This window comes from Pseudomonas sp. GD04015 (assembly GCF_029837675.1).
GTDB lineage: Bacteria > Pseudomonadota > Gammaproteobacteria > Pseudomonadales > Pseudomonadaceae > Aquipseudomonas > Aquipseudomonas paralcaligenes.
In genome coordinates, this window is sequence record NZ_JAOEEE010000009.1 from 149,860 (window position 1) to 169,239 (window position 19,380).

The following is a 19,380-nucleotide window of genomic DNA, read 5'->3' on the forward strand; positions in this document are numbered from 1 at the left end:
CAAAAAAAAGGATCTTCATCACGTTTGATGGGCTGGTGATCGCCGCTTGCCCTCACAAGCTCACCATGGTCAACGTAAAGCAATGTACCAGTGCCCCCATTTGGTCTGACTCAGCTAGTTCCTTTATCAGAAAACATCGGATCATTTAACAGCCAGCTGACTAACACCGGATGTAGAGGTCCATGCTTGTCGGCCAATAGGGAAAGCTCCTGCTTGGATCGCTCTTCCACTCGACCAGCCAACCAGACGGCTTCTGCTGTCGGGTAATGCCGTAGTAGATTTTTTGCTTGGTACCGTATGCTTTCAGGAAGGCTCGTGTCCCTAGCCAGCTCCTGTAGGAAGTCCCGTGTTTGAACAACGCTACGGGTGCGTTCATGGGCCATCGTCATGGTATTGCTCCTGAAATGTCCGCAGGGGGAGACGGCTTCCCGTCAACATATTCCACGCCCTAGGGGAACACTTACGGTATCAAGCTTGATTTCCCTGGATAATTGCACAGCCCTGGAAGCGTGGCCTATCAATGTCATTCGCCTTGCGCATCAGAAATGCGCTGGCGGAGCCTGTTCCAGTGTGGCTTGAGCTGCTTCTTGATCGAGGGGGCGTTCATGGCTCTGGCTGCCCGGTAGCCATAAGAAATGAAGTTCCTTCGGCCCAGGTAGGAGTACCGCTTATACAGCTTCTTCAGGAACATCGAGCGAGGCAACTGCCCTCTGGCAATTCGCTTGGCGTTGACCTTGTCCATGCGTTTTCCTGCCAGCCAGATTCCTCTGTTTACACGGTCCTGATAGCGAGCTAGTGACGATGAACGCAGGTAAATGTTGGCCCCATCAAAGATAAAGCCCAGATATTGCAGCGGTCGGTCGGATCTCAACCCCTTGACTGATCGAGTGAATTTGCAGGCCTCCGTCTTGGCAGTCTGGATCTCCAGGCCTATCTCATTGACGCGTAGGTCGACTAGGGCTTTGGCCTCTGCCTCTTTCTCCAGTGGCACAATTAGCAGTACGTCATCGCAGTATCGGTAGTAGGAACCACCGTAGGATTGGACATACGCGTGGATCTGCTCATCGAAGCCCATCATGTACACGTTGGACAGCAGGGCACTGATAGGGGAGCCTTGGGGGATACCCTTTTTGTCCCTGTTGGTTTCGATCAGGCCGCCATCACGAACCTTGGCTCTGAATTCATGGGGCTCGCAAATTCGCTTGCGGCCTTGCTTGGGGTTGTTCTTGGAGAGGCCCAGCGCTTCGTAGACTTGATCCCTGTAGACGAACGAATACTTTGTGAGGGATCGAAAAACCGCGTAGTGGTCGTCGGGCAAATGGCTGGTGTCGAGAATCGCCTGCCAGGCATTTTTCAGGTGCGTATGGTCTAGGTTGTCAAAGAAGCCTTTGATGTCGATGGCTATGACGCAGCAGGACTTTCGCGCCGCGATATCCAGGAACGCATCCCGAGCAAAATCGATATTGCTTTTGCCAAGGGCTCTGAATGCCAAGATTGCTGAGGCCCACCGCACCTTAGCCAGATGTCCCTCGTAGGCCTGGTTCAGCAGGTCGCAGTAGTACGAATAAATATGGCTGTCGACGTGTGCGGCGTAGGAGATAGGCCGCTGCTTAGGGTCTTTTTTGACCACTTTCCAAATGCTTTTGTCGAAGAACACTTTCTGTGTTTGCGCGACATAGCGAATGAACGGGTAAAAGGCATGCTTAGCAACAGCCTTAGGACTTGAGACGATCTCCAGCGCTGCTGCCTGGTTTATCGGACGATCAAAGTGCAGATAGCCTCGAGACTTGTACCAATTTTCTGGCATCAGCGTACATCCTTGTTTCGAGCCAACCGGCCAGGCTTAGGATGGCGGCAATCCTCAAGCCGCCTGGCCGGATAAACCCAAATGTTCCTCACATTATCCAATCGGTCTCAGTCACCCAGTTCCGATTTCGCCGCGATTGCTAGGATCGACGTATAGTGTCAGCGTCACATTTGGAGTACCTATGAAGATAAGTATCCGAGGGCTGCTGGCCGCATTGCTGGTCAACCTGGGTTGTTATACCTGGGATGCCGCCTTGGGGCTTGACAGCTTGTGATGCACCTTCGGGTCTATACCCGAAGCGCTTGCAGGCTAGCATAAATCTGAGCTGAACAGCCCCCGTCTTTTCGAGAGGCATGACACTCCTTCAGCTAGGTGTCAGGTGCTCTGAAGTCTCCGTGCAACGGAATAGATGCCACAGCGTTGACGTTGGAAGCGCTCTGCCTTCAAGTATCTGGTAGGTGCCAAAACTTCATAGGGGTGGGATAGTTCCCGCTTTCGGCCATTTCTGGCTGTGGCCACCGTCAGCTTCGGATCGGCTCCAGTCGCTCGTGACAGGCTGCCACAACCCTCAGCTGCCAGTGACAACTTCAGATCATCCCTAGTGTCGAGAAAGGGCTGAAGCTGCACCGTTACTGGAGTTCGCATTGCCAGGGTTGTGCGCTGAAAGAGCAGTGCACACCGAGTCCACAGCCACGCCGAGTGAGCCGCTGGGAGCATGAAGCAGTGCTCGAAGCGATGCAGAGTCGTCTGGATCAAGGGCCCGAGATGATGCGAATCCGCCGTCAGACGGTCGAGCACCCGTTCGGCACGCTGAAGAGCTGGATGGGTGCCACCCATTTCCTCACCAGAACGCTCGACCGGGTGAGCACCGAGATGAGCCTGCATGTGCTCGCCTACAATCTCAAACGCGTGTTGAACGTGCTGGGCAGCGGTGCCCTGATGGCAGCGATGAAGGCCTGAGGCCTGTTTTACGAGTCTTGCCCCCTCTCAACAGGCGCGCCGAAGCCGGAAGTGCCATAGCAACCAGAATCACCGAATGCGCCTGATTGGGTCTCCGGCGGCCTCCTGGACGCTGAGAAAATCACCCGGCAGTTGATTGCCATCGCTTGCTGCGTTTTTACACGGTCTGGGCCAAAAGCAGAAAGTTAATGTCAGCATTGTCATCTGGCCCTCATGCTCTCGTTATCAGCCGATTCGTACCCTGACTAGAGCACTGCTAAGCAGTGCTTTCATCCGTCAGCGCACACAGGTCGAAGATATGAAGCTCAGAATAATCATGCTTTCAGTAGTCATTGGAATGACATCTGCAACTGCCTTCGCGAAGGGCGGCGATGGTTTTAACCGCCCCTCTGAAGCATTTTAGCGATTCCGCGAGAGCCGAGAAAAAGCCCAGGAAAATAAACATAAAGCCGAAGCTCAATCAAAGACCATCAAGCTCGATGACAAAACCTCAAAGCAATAAACATCTACATTAAAGCCAAAGGCGCCCTCTAGGCGCCTTTTTTATTAGTCCTACTTTTGGGAATGCCAACCAGCCTTCGACTCAAAGCATTGTCTACTTAAGACCTTCAGTTAGAACTCAGAAGCAGCCAATACTTACACCCGCACAAACAAAAAAGCCCTACCTGAAAGATAGAGCTTCTTGCTTATTTACATTTGATTGCGACACTGGCCTTGCGAGATATAGCGAATGGTGTGCAAATCCCCCTGAGAGTCCTCATAGGTCATGAGCTTATTTACGTTTCCACAAAACTTAACAGTCGGCGTAACATAAATCAGCTTGGCCACGTCAAGCTTCATGCCGTACTTGTAATCACTCGGCTGGGGAGCCGCCTTCCCAACGCTCTGAGCATAATTCTCAGCCGCCTTCAGGCTTTTCTCCTCAATCTCTTTTTTGGCGCTCTCTGGGAAAGTTACAGAGTACGCATTAGCGCTCTGAAATACGAACAGCGCAGAAAGAACAGCAAGTACTTTAATAGATTTCATGGCGCCACCTCCTCGTCAGAATTTACGCAATATTAGCCTTGCAGCACTTACCAGAAGATTGCTCGCAAATTACATTTGCGACATTAACTCAAAAAAAAGGCGCTCATTTCTGAGCGCCCAGGATTCACCTCTTCCAAAGGAGCACTAGGCTTCAAAGGTGAATTAGGTAAGACTCCGAACTCCGCCAAGAGCTAATCAGAGTCGTGTTCGAAAACACTTAGCCAACGGCCTAATGTAACTTGCCGCGACTAACAGGAAGATGATTGAAAGATTACAAATTTGACACTATGAGCGCCCGAGAATCAGGCGCTCACAAATAAGCGTTAAAGCACGCTCAGGGGGTGCTCGACGATCAGGCGGAACTCGTCCAGATCTGACTCAAATTGAGTTGCTCGAGTATTAGCTTGTCGGATGCGGAAGGACATGTCCTTGAGCGAGCCTGTCTGCACCACGTACTTGGCCTCGATGTCCCGCTCCCAACGCTTTTGATCGACCAGCGGATTACCATCCGCGTCGCGACGCATATAGACGTCGTTGGCGTTGGAGTAATCAGCATCGGTGCCTTTACCGTAACGAGCCATGAACGAGAGACCAGGGATGCCGTATGCCTGCATGTTCAGGTCGTAGCGGACCATCCAAGAACGCTCTTTCGGCGAGTTGAAGTCGGTGTACTGGATGGAGTTGTCGAGGTAGATCGAGTCCGCTTGGCGCAGATAGTCGAAATCGTCATCGCCGTTGTTGCGCTGGTGCGACAGGGTGACCGTGTGAGCACCAAACTGCACGCCGACCTTAGCGCTCCAGATGTTGTTGTTCAGCTCGCCCAGCAGCTGCTTCCCTTCATCCTGAACGTTGTAGTAGTTGAAGCCGGTGATCAGGGAAACGTCTTCGGTGAGGGGCTGGGTCAGAGAAGCACCGAAGTAGTACTGATCCCATGCGTCCTTCAAGCGGGCGCTGTATGCACTGACTTGAAGGTTTTCGTTGACGCTGTAATCACCCCCGAAGTAGCCGACCCATGGCGAGTCAACAGGACCCGCATAGAAAGTGGCGAACTTGTCACGCATGTCGCTGGACACCGGCTGACTCATAGCGTGGAGACGACCACCCTGCAGAGTGAGTCCATTTACGCTGCTGTTCTCTAGGGTAATACCCCGGAAGGATTCAGGTAGCAGGCGAGAGTCGCCATAGTGAACGACGGGAGTAGTTGGGAACACGTCGCCGACTTTAAGGACCGTATCGAAGGCTCGTGCCTTCAGCGCGCCGCCGACCTTGGAGTACTCATCACGTGCCTCGCCATTGCTATCGACGGGAAGCACATCGAATGTGCTGCGACCACCATTTCGGCCACCACCGGTGTCCAGCTTGAGCCCGAGCATTGCAAATGCATCAACGCCCACTCCAACAGTCCCGCGAGTGAAGCCAGACTCAAACTGGCCAATGATGCCGTGTGCCCAGGTTTCAGAGTATCCGGCACCGCCGGCACCGCTCTCGCCGTTACGGTTATCTCGATTGAAGTAGAAATTGCGGTTAAGGATGTTCAGGCTGCTGCCTTCGATGAAGCCCTCGCGCTGCTCTTCAGCATTCGCGAGAGGGCTGATACCTGCCAGTGCTGCGAGAACGGCAAGCGACAGCTTGGTCTTTGAATTCATGTTTGCTCCATTCTAATCGGCAGTTTCTTGTTGATACGCGACGGCCTGTTTTCTTGTTGCGCTGCGTGTTGACGGCCGCTCCCTATCCTTACTGCCCGGAGCTTTCTGCAAGATGAGTGAAGAATTACAATTTTGAAAGATGATCGACCGGGACATGCCCGGCCGATGTTTCAAGGAACTGCAGTTGATCAGGACTCGTCTAGTTTCCAGATCATGTGCGCGTCGATTAGTAGCGAAAGATGGGTCCGCAATGCTTCAACGTGCGCATCCAGCGCGTTGGTTGAAGCGGTCACCGCCTGACGCCGAGCCAGCAGCAATGATTGCAGGTCAGCCTCGCCAAGCTCATAGGCACGCTGCATCTGCGCCTCGTTCTGTGCCATTGCCTCTGCACCATCCTTCGCGATGATGTAGCTGTCATAGGCACCATTGGCCTGCACAACATCATGCGCGATGCGCATCTCTAGTTCCCGCTTAACCAGAGCAACGTCCTGGGCAGCAGCCTCCTCTTGAGATAGCGCCTGGCTGTATCGTGCACTACGCGTACCACTGGGAATCGGCATGCTGATGCTTACGCCGTAGATCCGCTCCCGGCTACCTTGCTCCGAGGTAGTGAAGACACCCAAGGTCGGATCAGGAATCTTGTCGGCTCTTGCGCGACTCGCCTGTCCTTGGGACTTGAGCGCCGTCGCCTCTGCACGCCGTAGCTCATCACTTTCCTGCAGAATCCGCTCACGCCAGCTTGCAAGGTCACCCAGCTCCTTGGACGGTGCTGGTAGCGCAATTTTGTTGCGTTCAATACCTGGGAATCGGTTGGAAAGGCGTGCCCAGTTGGAGGCTGCCAGTACCTTGGCATCGTTACCCTGCCGTAGTTGCTCCGCCTGCTCGGCACGGGCGAGACTCACATCGAGCTTAGAGGCATCTCCAGCTCTGCTGCGTTTCTCCACTGCTGCCAGGCTCTCCTTTGCTGACGTCAGCCCCTTATTGGCGATATCCAGAGCATGTTCGGCGGCGAGCCAGTCCAGCCATAACGCCATGAGCTCCTGAGCCGCCATGTGCCTCGCCTCGCCGTAACCGGCATAGGCTTCCTCAACCACAGCACTGCTGATGTCGTTATCCGCGCTCACCTTGCCTGGCAGCCTGATAGTGCGCTCTACACCTACGTTCCACTCGTTGTAGTTAGGCCCGCTATCCACACGGCGCTGCTGTCCTGTAGCAGCCACAACAAACTCATAGGGCGAGCGCCGGATGATGCCTGCCTCTTGCATCATTGCCTCCATGCTCGCTCTGGCCGATGCGACCCGAGGGTCGGAATTAAGTAGGGACGTTGCGATGGGTGTTGGCAATGCCTCCTGAATGGGCAGTGCCTGCGAGGCTGCAGAACCACTGGCCCCCATTAGCAATACAAGAAGAGCTAATCGTTCCATCACGCGAGCTCTCCGATGAGATTGATCTGGGCGGTCCAGAATCGCAGCCCTGTCCGAGGGAACTGCTCTCGCAAGATATCCAGTAAGTGCATGACGTGGTCCTGGTCCACTACAAGCTGTATCTGCACAGCCCGAGCTCTTCCCATCACCTGCTCAACTGGGTCCAGAGCAGACGTAGAAAGACCATGCGCCGCAACCGGCGTGCTGGTGAAGACCTGAGTACCGGCGGTCACAAGAAGTTGATCGATCAGCTTTTCTTCAAGGCTGGGTGGACACAGCAAGGTCAGCCAAATGTTAGACATCAGCAGTCTCCCTCTGGGGGTGAGCAAATCGGAGATAGAGGATTGGCAACAGCATTAGCGTCAGCGCTGTTACGGTGATCAGCCCGCCGATAACAACGATGGCCAAGGGGCGCTGGATCTCAGAGCCGGGGCCCGTAGCAAACAGGAGCGGCACTAGGCCGAAGGCTGTGATGGATGCAGTCATCATTACTGGGCGCAGCCGGCGCTTCGCGCCCTGCACAACCACATCTCGCAAGGCCATGCCTTCGCCGTATAGCTGGTTGAAGTAACTCACCAACACGATGCCGTTGAGCACTGCGATACCAAGTAATGCAATGAACCCAACCGACGCAGGTACCGACAGATATTCCCCTGTGAGCCACAACGCGACGATGCCGCCCACCAGAGCGAACGGGATATTGCTTAGGATGAGCAGTGCCTGTCGCACAGAGCCGAAGGTGGAGAAAAGCAGTACGAAGATCAGCCCCAAGGCGACCGGGATAACCACGGTCAAGCGCGCGGCGGCACGCTGCTGGTTTTCGAACTGGCCACCCCAGCTAATGCGATAACCATTTGGCAGCTCGACATTCTTGCCCACCAACGCCTTCGCCTCCTCGACGAAGCCCACCAGGTCACGACCTGCAACGTTGGCGATTACAACGCTGTAGCGGCTGCCCATCTCACGGTCGATCTTCACCGGCCCCTCGGCACGCTCCAGCTTGGCGACACTGCGCAGCGGTACGGTACGACCATCCGGCGTGGTGATGCGTACTGCATCAAACTCGGCGGGCGACGCACGCACCGATGCATCCGCACGAATGAGGATAGGCGTACGCTGATTGCCTTCGATAACTGTGCCGGCGCGTTGACCTTCGATCTGGGCGCGCAGTGCATCTTGAATGGCCTCGACAGACAGACCGAAGCGGCCAGCCTGAAGCCGATCGATCTCTACTCGCAGGTACTGCACACCGTCGTTCTGCACGGTGTACACGTCCTGGTTGCCAGGCACAGTTTTCAACAGACCTTCGATCTGAGCACCGAGCTCGTTGAGCTTGCCCAGCTCCGGGCCATAGACCTTAACCGCTAGGTCCCCACGTACACCGATGATCATCTCGGACACGCGCATCTCGATGGGCTGGGTGAAGCTGTAATCGATACCAGGCATTGGATCGAGAACCTTACGGATCTCGTCCATCAGCTCTTCCTTGGTATCCATCCGCCATTCATCGGTCGGTTTGAGCAGCAGGTAGGTGTCAGTCTGGTTGAGACCCATAGGGTCCAAGCCAATCTCATCCGAGCCAGCTCGCGCGACGATGCCGCGAATTTCCGGTATGGCCCCCATCAGCGCCTTGTGGATCTTCTTATCCAACTCAGCAGTCTGCTCCAGGCTCACCGAAGGCAACTTTTCGATGCCAACAATCAGGTCACCTTCGTCCATGGTCGGCATGAAGGTCTTACCAACCTGGGTGTAAACGAGCCCTGCAACGACCAACAGCGAAACCGCCATTACACCGATTAGCTTCTGTTGGCGCAGGCCCCAGTCGAGCGCGGGGCTGTAAATCGCCAGAAGCTTGCGGGCCAGCCACGGGTCCTCGTGTTTCACCTCGCGTAGCAGGTAAGACGAAAGCACTGGGATAACTGTTAGAGACAGCAACAGCGAGCCGGCCAAAGCGAAGACGATAGTCAGAGCAACAGGTACGAAGAACTTGCCCTCTAGTCCCTGCAGAGTCAGCAGCGGGAGGAACACAGTGATGATGATCAGAATGCCGGAGGTCACCGGCACCGCAACTTCCCGCACCGCTCGATAGATGATGTGCAGACGTGGCAGCTTGCCTTCAGAGGTGTCGGTGGCAAGGCGCTGCACTATGTTTTCCACCACCACCACCGCAGCATCTACAAGCATGCCGATGGCAATAGCCAACCCTCCGAGACTCATGAGGTTCGCGGACATGCCAAAGAAGCGCATGAGGATGAAGGTGATCAAGGCAGCAAGGGGCAGTACCAGTGCTACGGTTAGCGCCGCACGAATGTTGCCGAGGAATAGTGCTAGGAGCACGATTACCAGAACGGTAGCTTCTAGTAGCGCCTTGGATACGGCACCAACGGCTTTCTCCACTAGGGAGGAGCGGTCGTAGAAGCTGGTGATCTTGATCCCCTCTGGCAGGGTTGCTTCAAGCTCCTTGAGCTTCTGCTGCACCCCCTTAACAACCTCTTTCGCGTTAGCGCCGGCAAGACCGAGCACCAGGCCCTGTACCGCCTCGCCATTGCCGTCCTGTGTGACCACGCCGTAGCGCGTCAGAGTCCCGATCTCCACCTCGGCGAGGTCGGCCACTCGCACAGGCGAGGAGCCATTGGCGCTCACTACTACCGCACGAAGATCATCCAGGGTGCGAATACTGCCCTCGCTGCGGACCAGCAGGACCTCATCACCCTCTCCCAGACGACCGGCACCGTCGTTGCGGTTGTTGCCGTTCACGGCCTCGGACAACTGCTCCAGGCTCACGCCATTGGCGGCCATCCGTATCGGGTCAGGCATGATCTCGAAGGTACGCACCTGCCCACCTAGTGAGTTGACGTCGGCAACGCCGGGTACCGTGCGTAGTGCCGGGCGGATGACCCAGTCCAGCAGGCTGCGGCGCTCCACCAGTGACATCGATTCACCATCAACCGTGAACATGAACATCTCGCCCAACGGAGTAGTGATGGGCGCCATGCCTCCGGAAATTCCCTCTGGCAGGCTATCGGTCAGATTGCCTAACCGCTCCGCCACCTGCTGCCGGGCCCAATAGATGTCGGTCCCATCCTTGAAATCGATGGTCACATCAACCAGGCCGTACTTAGTGACAGAGCGCAGGATTTTGGTGTCCGGGATGCCAAGCATCTCGACCTCGATGGGTACTGCAATCCGGCTTTCCACTTCCTCCGGAGTCATCCCAGGCGCCTTCATGATCACCTTCACCTGGGTGCTGGCGACGTCTGGAAATGCATCAATAGGCAGTCCGCGGTAGGCATACCAACCCGCAGCCGCGATAAGGATTGTCGCCAGCAGCATGAACAGCCGCTGCGATAACGAAAATTGGACGAGGCGACTAAGCATCACTCACCGTCCTCCTCAAGCCAGGCACCTTTGAGCGCAACAACGCCACTCACGGCAACCTGGTCCTGGGGAGCGAGATCCCCCTCCACCCTCACCAACTGGCCAGCGCTGGCCTGCACCTTTACCGGCTTCGCAACAAATCCATCGGGAGTGCGGACAAAAATCACCGAGTCGTCTTTATTGCGTGCAACTGCAGTGAGCGGAAGCGACCAGGACTGCCCTGAAGATTCGACAGGGATTTCTACCGTCACCAACTCGCCAGGTCGCAGGAAGCCTGCTGCCGCGCCATCGATTTCGGCACGCAGTACAACGAACTGGTTGTCCGCAGTAATAGTCGGGCTCAGGCTCAGCACCCGACCAGTGACCTGCTTATCGGCCACTTCAACACGGGCGCCGACCTTGACGCTCAGGCTCGCCGCCGCAGGAATCTGCACATCGAGCCACAAGGTATCGACTTGGGTGACATTGAGAATTGCTGTGGCCGCGTCAACACGCTGGCCAGGCCGCACTGAAATTGCGCTGACAATGCCGTCCTGTGCAGCAGTCAGCGTGATTGAGTCAGAAGGAACACCAGTGCGGATCACCAGCTCCATCGCCTCTTTCGACATCCCCGCCAAGGACAGCTCAGACTTCGCCTGAGCAAATGTGGCCTCAGCTTCTTTCAGTACCGCGTGGGACTCCTGGGCACGACGCTGAGGGATGATCCCCTCTTCAAACAGCGACTGCTCACGTACGTTTGCTTGGCGTGCCAGGGTTACCCGAGCGGAAGCCTGCAGGAGCTGCAGTTGAAGCTGACTCATGGCTGGACTTGAAAGACGTGCCAGCGCTTCACCGCGCTTCACTGCCTGAAATTCTCCAACTAGTAGCTGCGTTACCAGCCCTTCCAGAGGAGAGCTGATGACCTGTTCCGATTTCGGCGGTACCACCACCTGCCCCGGGTAGCGGCTACGCACCTCGCCCATGGCGTTCTGCACAGGGATCAACTTGATTCCGAGAGCCCGCATCTGCTCCTCGGAGACAGTGAACTTCTCGGCACCGAGAGCAGTTCCGGACAGGAGACAAGCACAGGCAAGCGACAAACTTTTCACATAGCCCAAGTGTCTATTCACTTTCATCGGAGAACTCCCATGCAGCACCATGCAAAGACATGATTTCGACCTATTTCTTGAGAAAGAAGATGGGGAGATATTCAGCAGCGCCGATCAAGACGAATGGCATCTCCACTCATCTATACTTCCCATCACGCGATAAATTAATGCCGTAGAGTTTCTCTACACTGAAAATTCTAAGTACCCATGACTGTCAGGAACGTGGCGCTTGAATTACAAATCTGTAGGGTTTGCCCGCAAGCATATTTTTCGCGCTAGAATCGCCAGGCACCCCGCAGGACAAGAGATTCGCCTCATGAGAAAGCATTTCTCAGGGCAGTCTCTTTAAGTGCGGCAAACTGACGCAGAGTTGTGGGGCGACAGAATTAATGCAGGATCGGGGGCGCTGAGCAGCAGCAATTTTCAGCAAACTTAAAAATCACCAGAGAATAATTCTAATAATCTTCAAGTTAATAAATTCTTACATTATTAGAGCAAATCAATATGCGTGTACTGGTTGTAGAAGACGAACCCAAAACTGCCGAATATCTTCAACAGGGTTTAACGGAAAGCGGCTATGTAGTAGATCGAGCGGCAAATGGGATCGACGCTCTTCATCTTTTCAGTCACAACACATATAGCCTCGTCATTCTTGATGTGAACCTGCCCAACCTGGATGGCTGGGGCGTTCTTGAGCACATCCGAAAAACAAGTCGTGTACGCATCATGATGCTGACCGGGCGGGGTCGCCTTAACGACAAGGTCAAAGGCCTGGAAGGCGGGGCCGACGATTACATGGTCAAGCCATTCGAGTTTCCTGAGCTCCTAGCCCGTGTGCGCTCGCTGCTGCGTCGGGGTGATGAACTTGCCGAATCGTCCACGCTTCGTGTGGCTGATCTCGAAATGGATCCAGGTCGCCATCGGGCCTATCGCGGCACACACCGCATAGACCTGACGACCAAGGAATTTGCACTACTCCACCTGCTCATGAGTCGCACAGGTGAAGTACTGACCCGCTCGCAGATCATCTCCCTTGTTTGGGACATGAATTTCGACTGCGACACGAACGTCATCGATGTTTCCATTCGGCGACTGCGCGCCAAGATCGATGACCCATTCGATGTGAAGTTAATCCACACACTACGTGGAGTCGGCTATGTACTTGAGGACCGTTCATGAGGACAGACAGCCTCGCAACCCGACTTGGGCTGAAGGTTGGTCTGATGAGCGTTGCCCTCGTTGCGCTCATCGCTGCAGTTGGCGCCTTGATGCTTCATCAGGGGCTGGAGCGCATTGCCCAATCGAGTGCTAGTACAAAGATGGAGGGCATTGCTCACAGCCTGGCCACAGCGATCAATGTCGGTGACATCAGCTCCAAGACTCATGTGCTCGTCGACTTGGCCATGGGGCACAACAACCTCTATGTCAGCATTTTCGACTCGGCTCAGAGCACTCAGCCCGTGCTTACCCTTGGGTCGAAATCGATAACCTTTGAGTTGCACAGGTTCCCTGCAGAGAAGGTGCTTGGCTTTCACGAATGGCTCGACCCGCTTGGCCGTCCGATGCTCAGCGCCTCGCAGCTCATGCGCCTGAAGGATGGCACCGAAGTGGGCGTCTATCTCACTATCGATCAATCAGCGGATGCTGCCCTCTTGGACGCACTGCTGAAATGGGCACTGATCGCCTCTCCATTCCTGCTGCTGCTAACAATGACTGTTGCCTGGTGGACAGTTCGCCGCGGCCTACGCCCGCTAACCAGCTTTCTGCGAGTTGCTTCCAAGGTGTCCACCGACAACCTCGAGCACCGACTACCGATGGAAAAGCTCCCGGCAGAGCTGCGCGAGTTAGCGAACGGTATCAACTTCATGCTCCACCGGCTGGACAATGGGGTACAGCAACTCTCCCAGTTTTCCGATGACCTGGCCCATGAGCTTCGAGCCCCCATCACCAACCTGATGGGCAAGGTCCAAGTGACCCTTTCGCGCGAACGCCCACCGCAGGAGTATCGTGAAGTGCTGGAGTCTTGCTCTGAGGAGCTAGATCGTGTGACCCGCATCGTCTCCGATATGCTGTTTCTCGCGCATGTCAGTCACCCCGCTTCACAAGTGCAATTCGACACGGTAGCGCTCGATGATGAGCTACAGCGAGTAGGTGACCTGTTCAGCCTTAGTGGTGAAGAGAAAGGGGTGCATCTGGAGTATTGCGGGGCCGGACTGGTTCGAGGCAATCGCTTGATGATCCAGCGTGCAATCTCCAACCTTCTTTCCAATGCCATCCGCTACTGCCCCTCCGGCGCCAGTGTCCAAATGAGGATCGATCAGAAGGGAGGCCTTGTCCGTCTCTCTGTCGGTAACCCAGGACATGGGATTGGTGCCGAACACTTGCCGCATCTGTTCGAGCGGTTTTATAGAGTCGACAAGAGCAGAGCACGTAGTGAGGGCGGCACCGGCCTGGGGCTAGCCATTGTGCGGTCTATCATGAGCCTGCATCAGGGCAACGCCAGGGTCGAAGTGGATGCCGATGGCTACACTCGCTTTTACCTAGAGTTTCCTGCAGTGGCAGCTTGAGCGCCCGCATAACCAGTCCCAAGAGAGCCATGAGCCAAGTAAATTGCGCCAGACGGTTAGCGATTGTTGGCTCTAGGACTGAGTCGACGCGAGTGCAGTACGTATGCACTGCAACAACTCGATCAGCCATAGGGAACACATATGCTTTCAGTCCTGGCCAACCGTCCCTATCGGCATCTGTTTCTGGCCCAAGTAATCGCTCTAGCTGGAACTGGCCTAGCTACCGTAGCTCTTGGGTTACTCGCCTTTGACCTTGCGGGCGCACAGGCCGGTGCAGTGCTGGGTACCGCACTGGCGATAAAAATGACCGCCTACATTGGCGTGGCTCCGATTGCCGCTGCCTTTGCCGAGCGCCTACCGAGGAAGGCAACGCTAGTGATGCTGGACTTAGCTCGGGCAGCAGTGGCGATTTTGCTCCCGTTCGTAACTGAGATCTGGCAAGTCTATGTACTGATCTTTGTCCTGCAGTCCGCATCAGCGGCCTTCACCCCGACCTTCCAGGCCACCATTCCAGACATCCTGCCAGATGAGCGCGATTACACCCGCGCCTTGTCCCTTTCCCGTCTGGCCTACGACCTGGAAAGCGTCATCAGCCCTATGCTGGCGGCCTTGTTGCTCACTGTCGTCAGCTTTCACAGCCTGTTCGGCGGTACAGTCGTGGGCTTCTTGGTTTCGGCCGCAATGGTGGCCACCGTGAGCTTGCCAGTTGCACCACCTGTTCCCCAGCGAAGTATTTACGAGAGAACCACCAGGGGCATACGCATCTTCCTTGCGACACCTCGACTGCGCGGACTCCTCGCACTAAATCTCACCATTGCAGCAGCCAGCGCCATGGTTATCGTCAACACGGTAGTACTAGTGCAATCGAGATTTGGCTTGCCCCAAGAGGCGACAGCCACAGCACTGATGGCTTTTGGCGCTGGCTCAATGATTGTGGCGCTGGCCTTACCCACGTTGCTGGACAAGCTCGATGATCGAAAGATCATGCAAGTCGGTGGAGGGATCCTAGTTGCAGGACTCTTTATGGGAATTTTCCTGCCGAGCTACCAAGGTCTTTTGGGGCTGTGGTTCTTCCTCGGTACGGGTTACTCACTGGCCCAAACACCATCTGGTCGGATTCTGCGGAGATCCTCTGCCGCCCAAGATCGCCCTGCATTGTTCGCCGCACAATTTGCCCTGTCCCATGCCTGTTGGCTGATCACATACCCCCTAGCCGGCTGGCTCGGTGCGAACCTAAGCCTAACGGCATCCTTCGTCGGGTTAAGCCTGCTAGCCATAGCAGCACTCATGATCAGCCTGAAAATTTGGCGCCCCGAGCATGACCAGGAGATTGTTGAGCATCGTCATAGTGACCTGCCGGAGGACCACCCGCACATTGCCGACGGCAAGATCCATGCTCATGCGTTTGTCATTGATGACGAGCACCAGCACTGGCCCAGAAGCTGAGGGCCAGCTCTGGCATCGAGCCTATTGCAGCTCCTTCTTTCGGGCGGCCGGCAACACGGAAATAAAGTTTGATAGGGCTACCTGGTGGGCCACATCGTGCGGCAATGCATCCAAGAATGGATTGAAGCCGAACATGTACTTGCTCAGGCTGCCGAACGTCCCCACGACATCAGAGCCCACCATGAAGCGGTCGGGATATCTAGCTACTAGGTCTACCCAGTCCGCATCTGCTCTTCCCTGTTCATCCACGAGGTATGGGTGCAGCACGGTCCACGACATATCAATATAGAGATTGGGATAGCTCTCTAACAGCTGCTCAAGCGTCGGTAGAAGGAAGCTCATCTTGCCCTGGGTTCGATAGATTTCCATGCTTGTGCCTGCATGAGCCCAGATGAAGCGAACATCCGGATTGGAACGAAGTGCCTCCTCAAACTCTTCAAGGTACAGTGGATACCGCTCCCGTTTAGAGGTGATGTTGGAGTGGAGTAGAACAGGTAGGTCGAACTCGGCAGCCACCCGATAAACCTTGGCCATCGCCTTGCTGTTTGCCCGCGGAGCTTTCCCATAGATCAGTGCCGTCAGATAGTCATGACGGGTAAACACCTCTCCAATCCCTTGCCACAAACCAGGATCGAGCTCTAGCAGGCGCCGGATCTGGGCATCAGCATTCATATCGTTCGGATTGAATCCCGATATGAATGGGTGGAACCGCTTTTTCTGCTCCGGCGGTAGCTGCTTGTAGGCATGCGCGATAAGCGTATCGGTCGCGCTGTACCAGTAAGCCCTAGCATCATCCCCCGCATAGTAGCGGGGGCGCTTCGGCTCATCCTCGTCCCACTCCTTCGCGACTGAAATCCCCGACAACATGGCGTGGTCGATGTTTGCCGCCGCAGCCTCCTCAAGCAGTGGCCGAATTCCGGCACTTGCTTGGAAAAAATCTACGTAGTGCAGATGTGTATCGCTGTAGCGATAATTGTTGGCCTGGGCGCTAGTGCCCACAAGGCAGACAACTGCAGCCAACAGAAACGACATGGGGAACATGAAAAAGCCTCTGCTTGGCATCAGCCTCGGCAAATTGAGTTTTACCGCTAACTAGCAGCAGTGACCGAGAGAGCAAGGCGAAGGGCTTGAGTGACGACAGACTCGGCCATGCTCGGTGCATTCGCTTTATTGGCTGCCTGCCCAGGCAGATAGGGGATATGCACAAAACCAGCCCTGACAGAACGAGGAAAAGTGCTGACTGCGTGCATAAGGCTGTAGAACAGGCTGTTGCACACATAGGCCCCGGCACTAAGCGATATCTCCACCGGAATTCCGTAAACGCGCAACCTCGTTGCTATGGCCTTCACGGGCAAGGTTGTGAAATACGCCGCTGGCCCGCCCTCCAGTATCAACTGATCTGTTGGTTGCCTCCCGGCATTGTCCGGGATGCTGGCGTCCTGCAGGTTGATAGCCACTCGCTCTAGTGAGACCACAGCACGACCACCTGCCTGTCCGACTGCCACGATGATGTCAGGTTGATGCAGCGCCAGGAGTTGATCCAAACGGAGAAGAGAGTCTGTAAACGTACATGGGAGCAACGCACTGACAACGCGGTGCCCCAAGCCAATTTTCTGGCCATCAAGCCCCCGCACGACTTCCCAGGATGCATTGAGTCTTTCTCCACCGAAAGGCTCAAATCCTGTTAACAAGATGGTCTTAGGCATTTAGCTTTCCTTGGGCAGAACAACACCGCGCCGGCCAGTCCGAAGAATGGCCGGCGGGTTGCTTTCAACAGGGTTTCCCTTCCTCTGGGCGAGGAAGGGTTACAGCGTTAGATCACACGCTTGATGCTGATGTAGTCGCCCTCGGTGCGCAGGGTGACAGTCACAGGCTTACTGGAGCGGTTACGCCAGAACCAGCCATGTTTGCCGTCGAAGGCAGCCTCCAGCACACCAGAATCCTCCGGCGTGGAGCGGCCTTTCCCGTAGCCATGGTAGAAGTCGCGCGGAGCGTTATAAGGATCGCCATGGGTGTCGTAGTTAACAACGCCACCGTTAACACTCCACTGGTAGTTCACTTTGGCGCCTTGCTTCATCTCCAACTTGATCTCGGCGCCCTGGTTTGGGCTCAGAGTGACGGTCATCTCATGCTGCAGACCAGCAGGCTTTTCAGTCGCCGCTGGTTGGGCGGGAGCTACTGCAACCGGGGCGGGGGTTGGGGCTACTGCCGGAGCTACAGGTGCAGAGGGCGCAGCTGCCGCAGGTGCCGAAGCAGCCGCCTGAGCCGCAGCCTCATCCGCTAGCGCCTCTTCAGCCAGCTGTATTTTCACTTCGCCCATCTGCGTCAGGCCAAGAGCGCGACCCACCCCAGTAGGATCCATCGCATATTCCGAAGGCATGACCACTGTAACCAGCAGTCCGCAAGCGACGACTGCTGCGATGATGGTGGAGCGCAGCAGCTGCGCCGAAGAGGGAAGCTCGTTGAGAGTCGGAAGCTTGGTATTGAACATTATGAGAGTTCCTTACTGAGAGACGATCAGGCCGGTGATCTGGTAGCCCATGAGCAAGAAGCCGGCGCTCATCATGGCGACGTTGGCGGTATAGGCATGGCGCCAGAAGCTGGCAGTACGTCGCCAGTAGCCCATCAGGATGAGGATGCCGCCGAGGGCCAGCAGTTGGCCGATCTCGACGCCGACGTTGAAGGCAATCAGGTTGGCAATCAGACCGTCAGGAGAGATTTCGAACTCCTGGATCTTGGTGGCCAGGCCGAAACCATGAAGCAGGCCGAAGATCAGAGTCGCCGCGCGAGTATCGGGCTGATAGCCAAACCAGCGCTGGAAGGCGCCGAGGTTATCCAGTGCCTTGTAGACCACCGAAAAACCGATGATCGCGTCGATCACATACGAGCTGATGCTGATATTGCTCAGCACTCCAAACAGCAGGGTGATCGAGTGGCCGGCCGCGAACAACGTGACGTACAGACCAACGTCCTTCATGCGGTAGAGGAAGAAGATCACGCCGAATAGGAACAGCAGGTGGTCGTAGCCGGTGATCATGTGTTTGGCGCCCATGTAGATGAAGGGCACCAACATCACGCCGGTACTTTCCTGGATGAAGCCCTTGTCGCCTTCGGGCACTCCGTGGGCCAGTGCGTCCGGCACAACCGCCAGTAAGAGTGCGAGGGCGAGCAGAGGTAGATAGAGCGGTCGACGCAGGCGCGCGATCAGCGCCCCGGCTCCGCTCTGGAGAAGCAAATTCATAGAAATTTCCTGGGTTGTAGTGGTCTGGGGCTGCGAGGCGCAGCCGGTTTCAGAACACGAACCCAGAGCGTGGTGGTCGCTCGATCAGATAGATCGGCCACTCAGGGGTAGTAGCTCGCTGGGAGCGGGGGGGAGGATCTTGCTCGGGGCGTGACTGCAATGTCACCGGCGTCCCGAGATACGGGACCTCATGTACATGGTCAGCAGCATGCTTGTGACTAGGAATAGATGGTGCGTCTACATCGTGGGAATGACCATGAGAGACAGCCCCGGTGTAATCCCCCGGTACCAACGGTGCCTTAATGGCAGCCAGCGAGTGCCCTACCCAGGCCAGCAATAGGGCCAGTATCAGCGCGATAACGGGTTTCTTTGAGGCACTCCGACTAGCCATTTTCCTGCGTCTTGCATCTCTCTATGGAGAAGAGTCTCGCTTGCTCACATCCCCTCTGGGGGGATAGGATGCGAGCGTAATTCATCAAGGCACAGGACTCAAGTCATGAGCGACCACGAACACGGCCATGGACACCGCCACCAGAGCCACGCCGATGTCATGAAACGCCTGAAGCGCGCCGAGGGCCATCTGCGCAGCACCATCGCGATGATCGAAGCCGGCCGCGAGTGCGTGGACATCGCGCAGCAGCTACATGCTGTTGAGAAAGCCGTTTGCCAAGCCAAACGCACTCTCATCCAAGACCATATCGACCACTGCCTCGAACACTCGATGGACTCCATCGCCACTGGCCAACGCTCGTCCCTCGAAGACTTTAAGCAGATCACGAAGTACCTGTAGGTATCCC

At 55.8% G+C, this 19,380-nt stretch carries 16 protein-coding genes and 1 pseudogene; 5 read left to right on the forward strand and 12 right to left on the reverse strand.

The window, feature by feature from the left end:
- Positions 1–110: 110 nt before the first annotated feature.
- A complete protein-coding gene (locus N7640_RS10765) occupies positions 111–389 on the reverse strand; it encodes a BPSL0761 family protein (RefSeq protein WP_079264212.1) in 279 nt (92 codons plus the stop codon).
- A gap of 134 nt (positions 390–523) precedes the next feature.
- On the reverse strand, positions 524–1,807 hold the full coding sequence (gene drt2 / locus N7640_RS10770) for an antiviral reverse transcriptase Drt2 (protein ID WP_019396856.1): 1,284 nt from the start codon (positions 1,805–1,807) through the stop codon (positions 524–526).
- 600 nt (positions 1,808–2,407) lie between these two features.
- Here drt2 and N7640_RS10775 point away from each other — a divergent pair.
- Positions 2,408–2,767: pseudogene (locus N7640_RS10775) on the forward strand (transposase); the annotation flags it as partial.
- Positions 2,768–3,457: 690 nt separating this feature from the next.
- On the opposite strand, the gene N7640_RS10780 reads toward N7640_RS10775, so the two are convergent.
- The 6 genes from N7640_RS10780 to N7640_RS10805 all read right to left on the reverse strand — a co-directional run bounded on the left by N7640_RS10780 (position 3,458) and on the right by N7640_RS10805 (position 11,356).
- Complete coding sequence (locus N7640_RS10780; protein ID WP_019396919.1) at positions 3,458–3,793, reverse strand: DUF2790 domain-containing protein; 336 nt, start codon at positions 3,791–3,793, stop codon at positions 3,458–3,460.
- A gap of 323 nt (positions 3,794–4,116) precedes the next feature.
- A complete protein-coding gene (locus N7640_RS10785; protein WP_019396920.1) occupies positions 4,117–5,439 on the reverse strand; it encodes an OprD family porin in 1,323 nt (440 codons plus the stop codon).
- Positions 5,440–5,627: 188 nt separating this feature from the next.
- The gene (locus N7640_RS10790; protein WP_025986921.1) at positions 5,628–6,863 is read right to left on the reverse strand and encodes a TolC family protein; all 1,236 of its coding nucleotides are present in this window, start codon (positions 6,861–6,863) and stop codon (positions 5,628–5,630) included.
- Positions 6,863–7,165: a DUF3240 family protein gene (locus tag N7640_RS10795; protein WP_019396922.1), complete on the reverse strand. Its 303-nt coding sequence runs from the start codon at positions 7,163–7,165 to the stop codon at positions 6,863–6,865. Before N7640_RS10795 ends, N7640_RS10790 begins: the two co-directional genes overlap by 1 nt.
- Positions 7,158–10,241, reverse strand: coding sequence for a CusA/CzcA family heavy metal efflux RND transporter (locus N7640_RS10800; RefSeq protein ID WP_019396923.1), 3,084 nt, complete (start codon positions 10,239–10,241; stop codon positions 7,158–7,160). The genes N7640_RS10795 and N7640_RS10800 overlap by 8 nt, the downstream gene beginning before the upstream one ends.
- Positions 10,241–11,356, reverse strand: a complete 1,116-nt coding sequence (locus N7640_RS10805; RefSeq protein ID WP_019396924.1) for an efflux RND transporter periplasmic adaptor subunit — start codon at positions 11,354–11,356, stop codon at positions 10,241–10,243. Before N7640_RS10805 ends, N7640_RS10800 begins: the two co-directional genes overlap by 1 nt.
- A gap of 477 nt (positions 11,357–11,833) precedes the next feature.
- Here N7640_RS10805 and N7640_RS10810 point away from each other — a divergent pair, with 477 nt between their 5' ends.
- From N7640_RS10810 to N7640_RS10820, 3 genes are all read left to right on the forward strand, one after another.
- On the forward strand, positions 11,834–12,508 hold the full coding sequence (locus N7640_RS10810) for a heavy metal response regulator transcription factor (protein WP_019396925.1): 675 nt from the start codon (positions 11,834–11,836) through the stop codon (positions 12,506–12,508).
- Positions 12,505–13,896: a heavy metal sensor histidine kinase gene (locus N7640_RS10815; RefSeq protein ID WP_019396926.1), complete on the forward strand. Its 1,392-nt coding sequence runs from the start codon at positions 12,505–12,507 to the stop codon at positions 13,894–13,896. The genes N7640_RS10810 and N7640_RS10815 overlap by 4 nt, the downstream gene beginning before the upstream one ends.
- A 141-nt stretch (positions 13,897–14,037) precedes the next feature.
- A complete protein-coding gene (locus N7640_RS10820) occupies positions 14,038–15,342 on the forward strand; it encodes an MFS transporter (protein WP_279902747.1) in 1,305 nt (434 codons plus the stop codon).
- Between the two features lie 21 nt (positions 15,343–15,363).
- Here the strand turns inward: N7640_RS10820 and N7640_RS10825 are convergent, their stop codons facing one another.
- The 4 genes from N7640_RS10825 to N7640_RS10840 form a co-directional block, all read right to left on the reverse strand.
- The gene (locus tag N7640_RS10825) at positions 15,364–16,374 is read right to left on the reverse strand and encodes an amidohydrolase family protein (protein WP_033864839.1); all 1,011 of its coding nucleotides are present in this window, start codon (positions 16,372–16,374) and stop codon (positions 15,364–15,366) included.
- 56 nt (positions 16,375–16,430) lie between these two features.
- Entirely contained in the window at positions 16,431–17,048 is a 618-nt protein-coding gene (gene pcp / locus N7640_RS10830) for a pyroglutamyl-peptidase I (protein WP_019396929.1), read from the reverse strand.
- A gap of 107 nt (positions 17,049–17,155) precedes the next feature.
- Entirely contained in the window at positions 17,156–17,833 is a 678-nt protein-coding gene (locus N7640_RS10835; RefSeq protein WP_019396930.1) for a hypothetical protein, read from the reverse strand.
- Positions 17,834–17,845: 12 nt separating this feature from the next.
- Complete coding sequence (locus N7640_RS10840) at positions 17,846–18,583, reverse strand: HupE/UreJ family protein (protein WP_019396931.1); 738 nt, start codon at positions 18,581–18,583, stop codon at positions 17,846–17,848.
- A gap of 496 nt (positions 18,584–19,079) precedes the next feature.
- On the opposite strand from N7640_RS10840, the gene N7640_RS10845 reads away from it, so the two are divergent.
- Positions 19,080–19,373 (forward strand): metal-sensing transcriptional repressor, encoded by a 294-nt coding sequence (locus tag N7640_RS10845; protein WP_019396932.1) that lies wholly within the window; start codon positions 19,080–19,082, stop codon positions 19,371–19,373.
- Positions 19,374–19,380: the final 7 nt, after the last annotated feature.

What these genes read in the sequence shown, in the direction of transcription:
- N7640_RS10765 (WP_079264212.1), bottom strand. Translation starts at nt 389, where the DNA reads ATGACGATGGCCCATGAACGCACCCGTAGCGTTGTTCAAACACGGGAC.
- drt2 (WP_019396856.1), bottom strand. Translation starts at nt 1,807, where the DNA reads ATGCCAGAAAATTGGTACAAGTCTCGAGGCTATCTGCACTTTGATCGT.
- N7640_RS10780 (WP_019396919.1), bottom strand. Translation starts at nt 3,793, where the DNA reads ATGAAATCTATTAAAGTACTTGCTGTTCTTTCTGCGCTGTTCGTATTT.
- N7640_RS10785 (WP_019396920.1), bottom strand. Translation starts at nt 5,439, where the DNA reads ATGAATTCAAAGACCAAGCTGTCGCTTGCCGTTCTCGCAGCACTGGCA.
- N7640_RS10790 (WP_025986921.1), bottom strand. Translation starts at nt 6,863, where the DNA reads ATGGAACGATTAGCTCTTCTTGTATTGCTAATGGGGGCCAGTGGTTCT.
- N7640_RS10795 (WP_019396922.1), bottom strand. Translation starts at nt 7,165, where the DNA reads ATGTCTAACATTTGGCTGACCTTGCTGTGTCCACCCAGCCTTGAAGAA.
- N7640_RS10800 (WP_019396923.1), bottom strand. Translation starts at nt 10,241, where the DNA reads ATGCTTAGTCGCCTCGTCCAATTTTCGTTATCGCAGCGGCTGTTCATG.
- N7640_RS10805 (WP_019396924.1), bottom strand. Translation starts at nt 11,356, where the DNA reads ATGAAAGTGAATAGACACTTGGGCTATGTGAAAAGTTTGTCGCTTGCC.
- N7640_RS10810 (WP_019396925.1), top strand. Translation starts at nt 11,834, where the DNA reads ATGCGTGTACTGGTTGTAGAAGACGAACCCAAAACTGCCGAATATCTT.
- N7640_RS10815 (WP_019396926.1), top strand. Translation starts at nt 12,505, where the DNA reads ATGAGGACAGACAGCCTCGCAACCCGACTTGGGCTGAAGGTTGGTCTG.
- N7640_RS10820 (WP_279902747.1), top strand. Translation starts at nt 14,038, where the DNA reads ATGCTTTCAGTCCTGGCCAACCGTCCCTATCGGCATCTGTTTCTGGCC.
- N7640_RS10825 (WP_033864839.1), bottom strand. Translation starts at nt 16,374, where the DNA reads ATGTCGTTTCTGTTGGCTGCAGTTGTCTGCCTTGTGGGCACTAGCGCC.
- pcp (WP_019396929.1), bottom strand. Translation starts at nt 17,048, where the DNA reads ATGCCTAAGACCATCTTGTTAACAGGATTTGAGCCTTTCGGTGGAGAA.
- N7640_RS10835 (WP_019396930.1), bottom strand. Translation starts at nt 17,833, where the DNA reads ATGTTCAATACCAAGCTTCCGACTCTCAACGAGCTTCCCTCTTCGGCG.
- N7640_RS10840 (WP_019396931.1), bottom strand. Translation starts at nt 18,583, where the DNA reads ATGAATTTGCTTCTCCAGAGCGGAGCCGGGGCGCTGATCGCGCGCCTG.
- N7640_RS10845 (WP_019396932.1), top strand. Translation starts at nt 19,080, where the DNA reads ATGAGCGACCACGAACACGGCCATGGACACCGCCACCAGAGCCACGCC.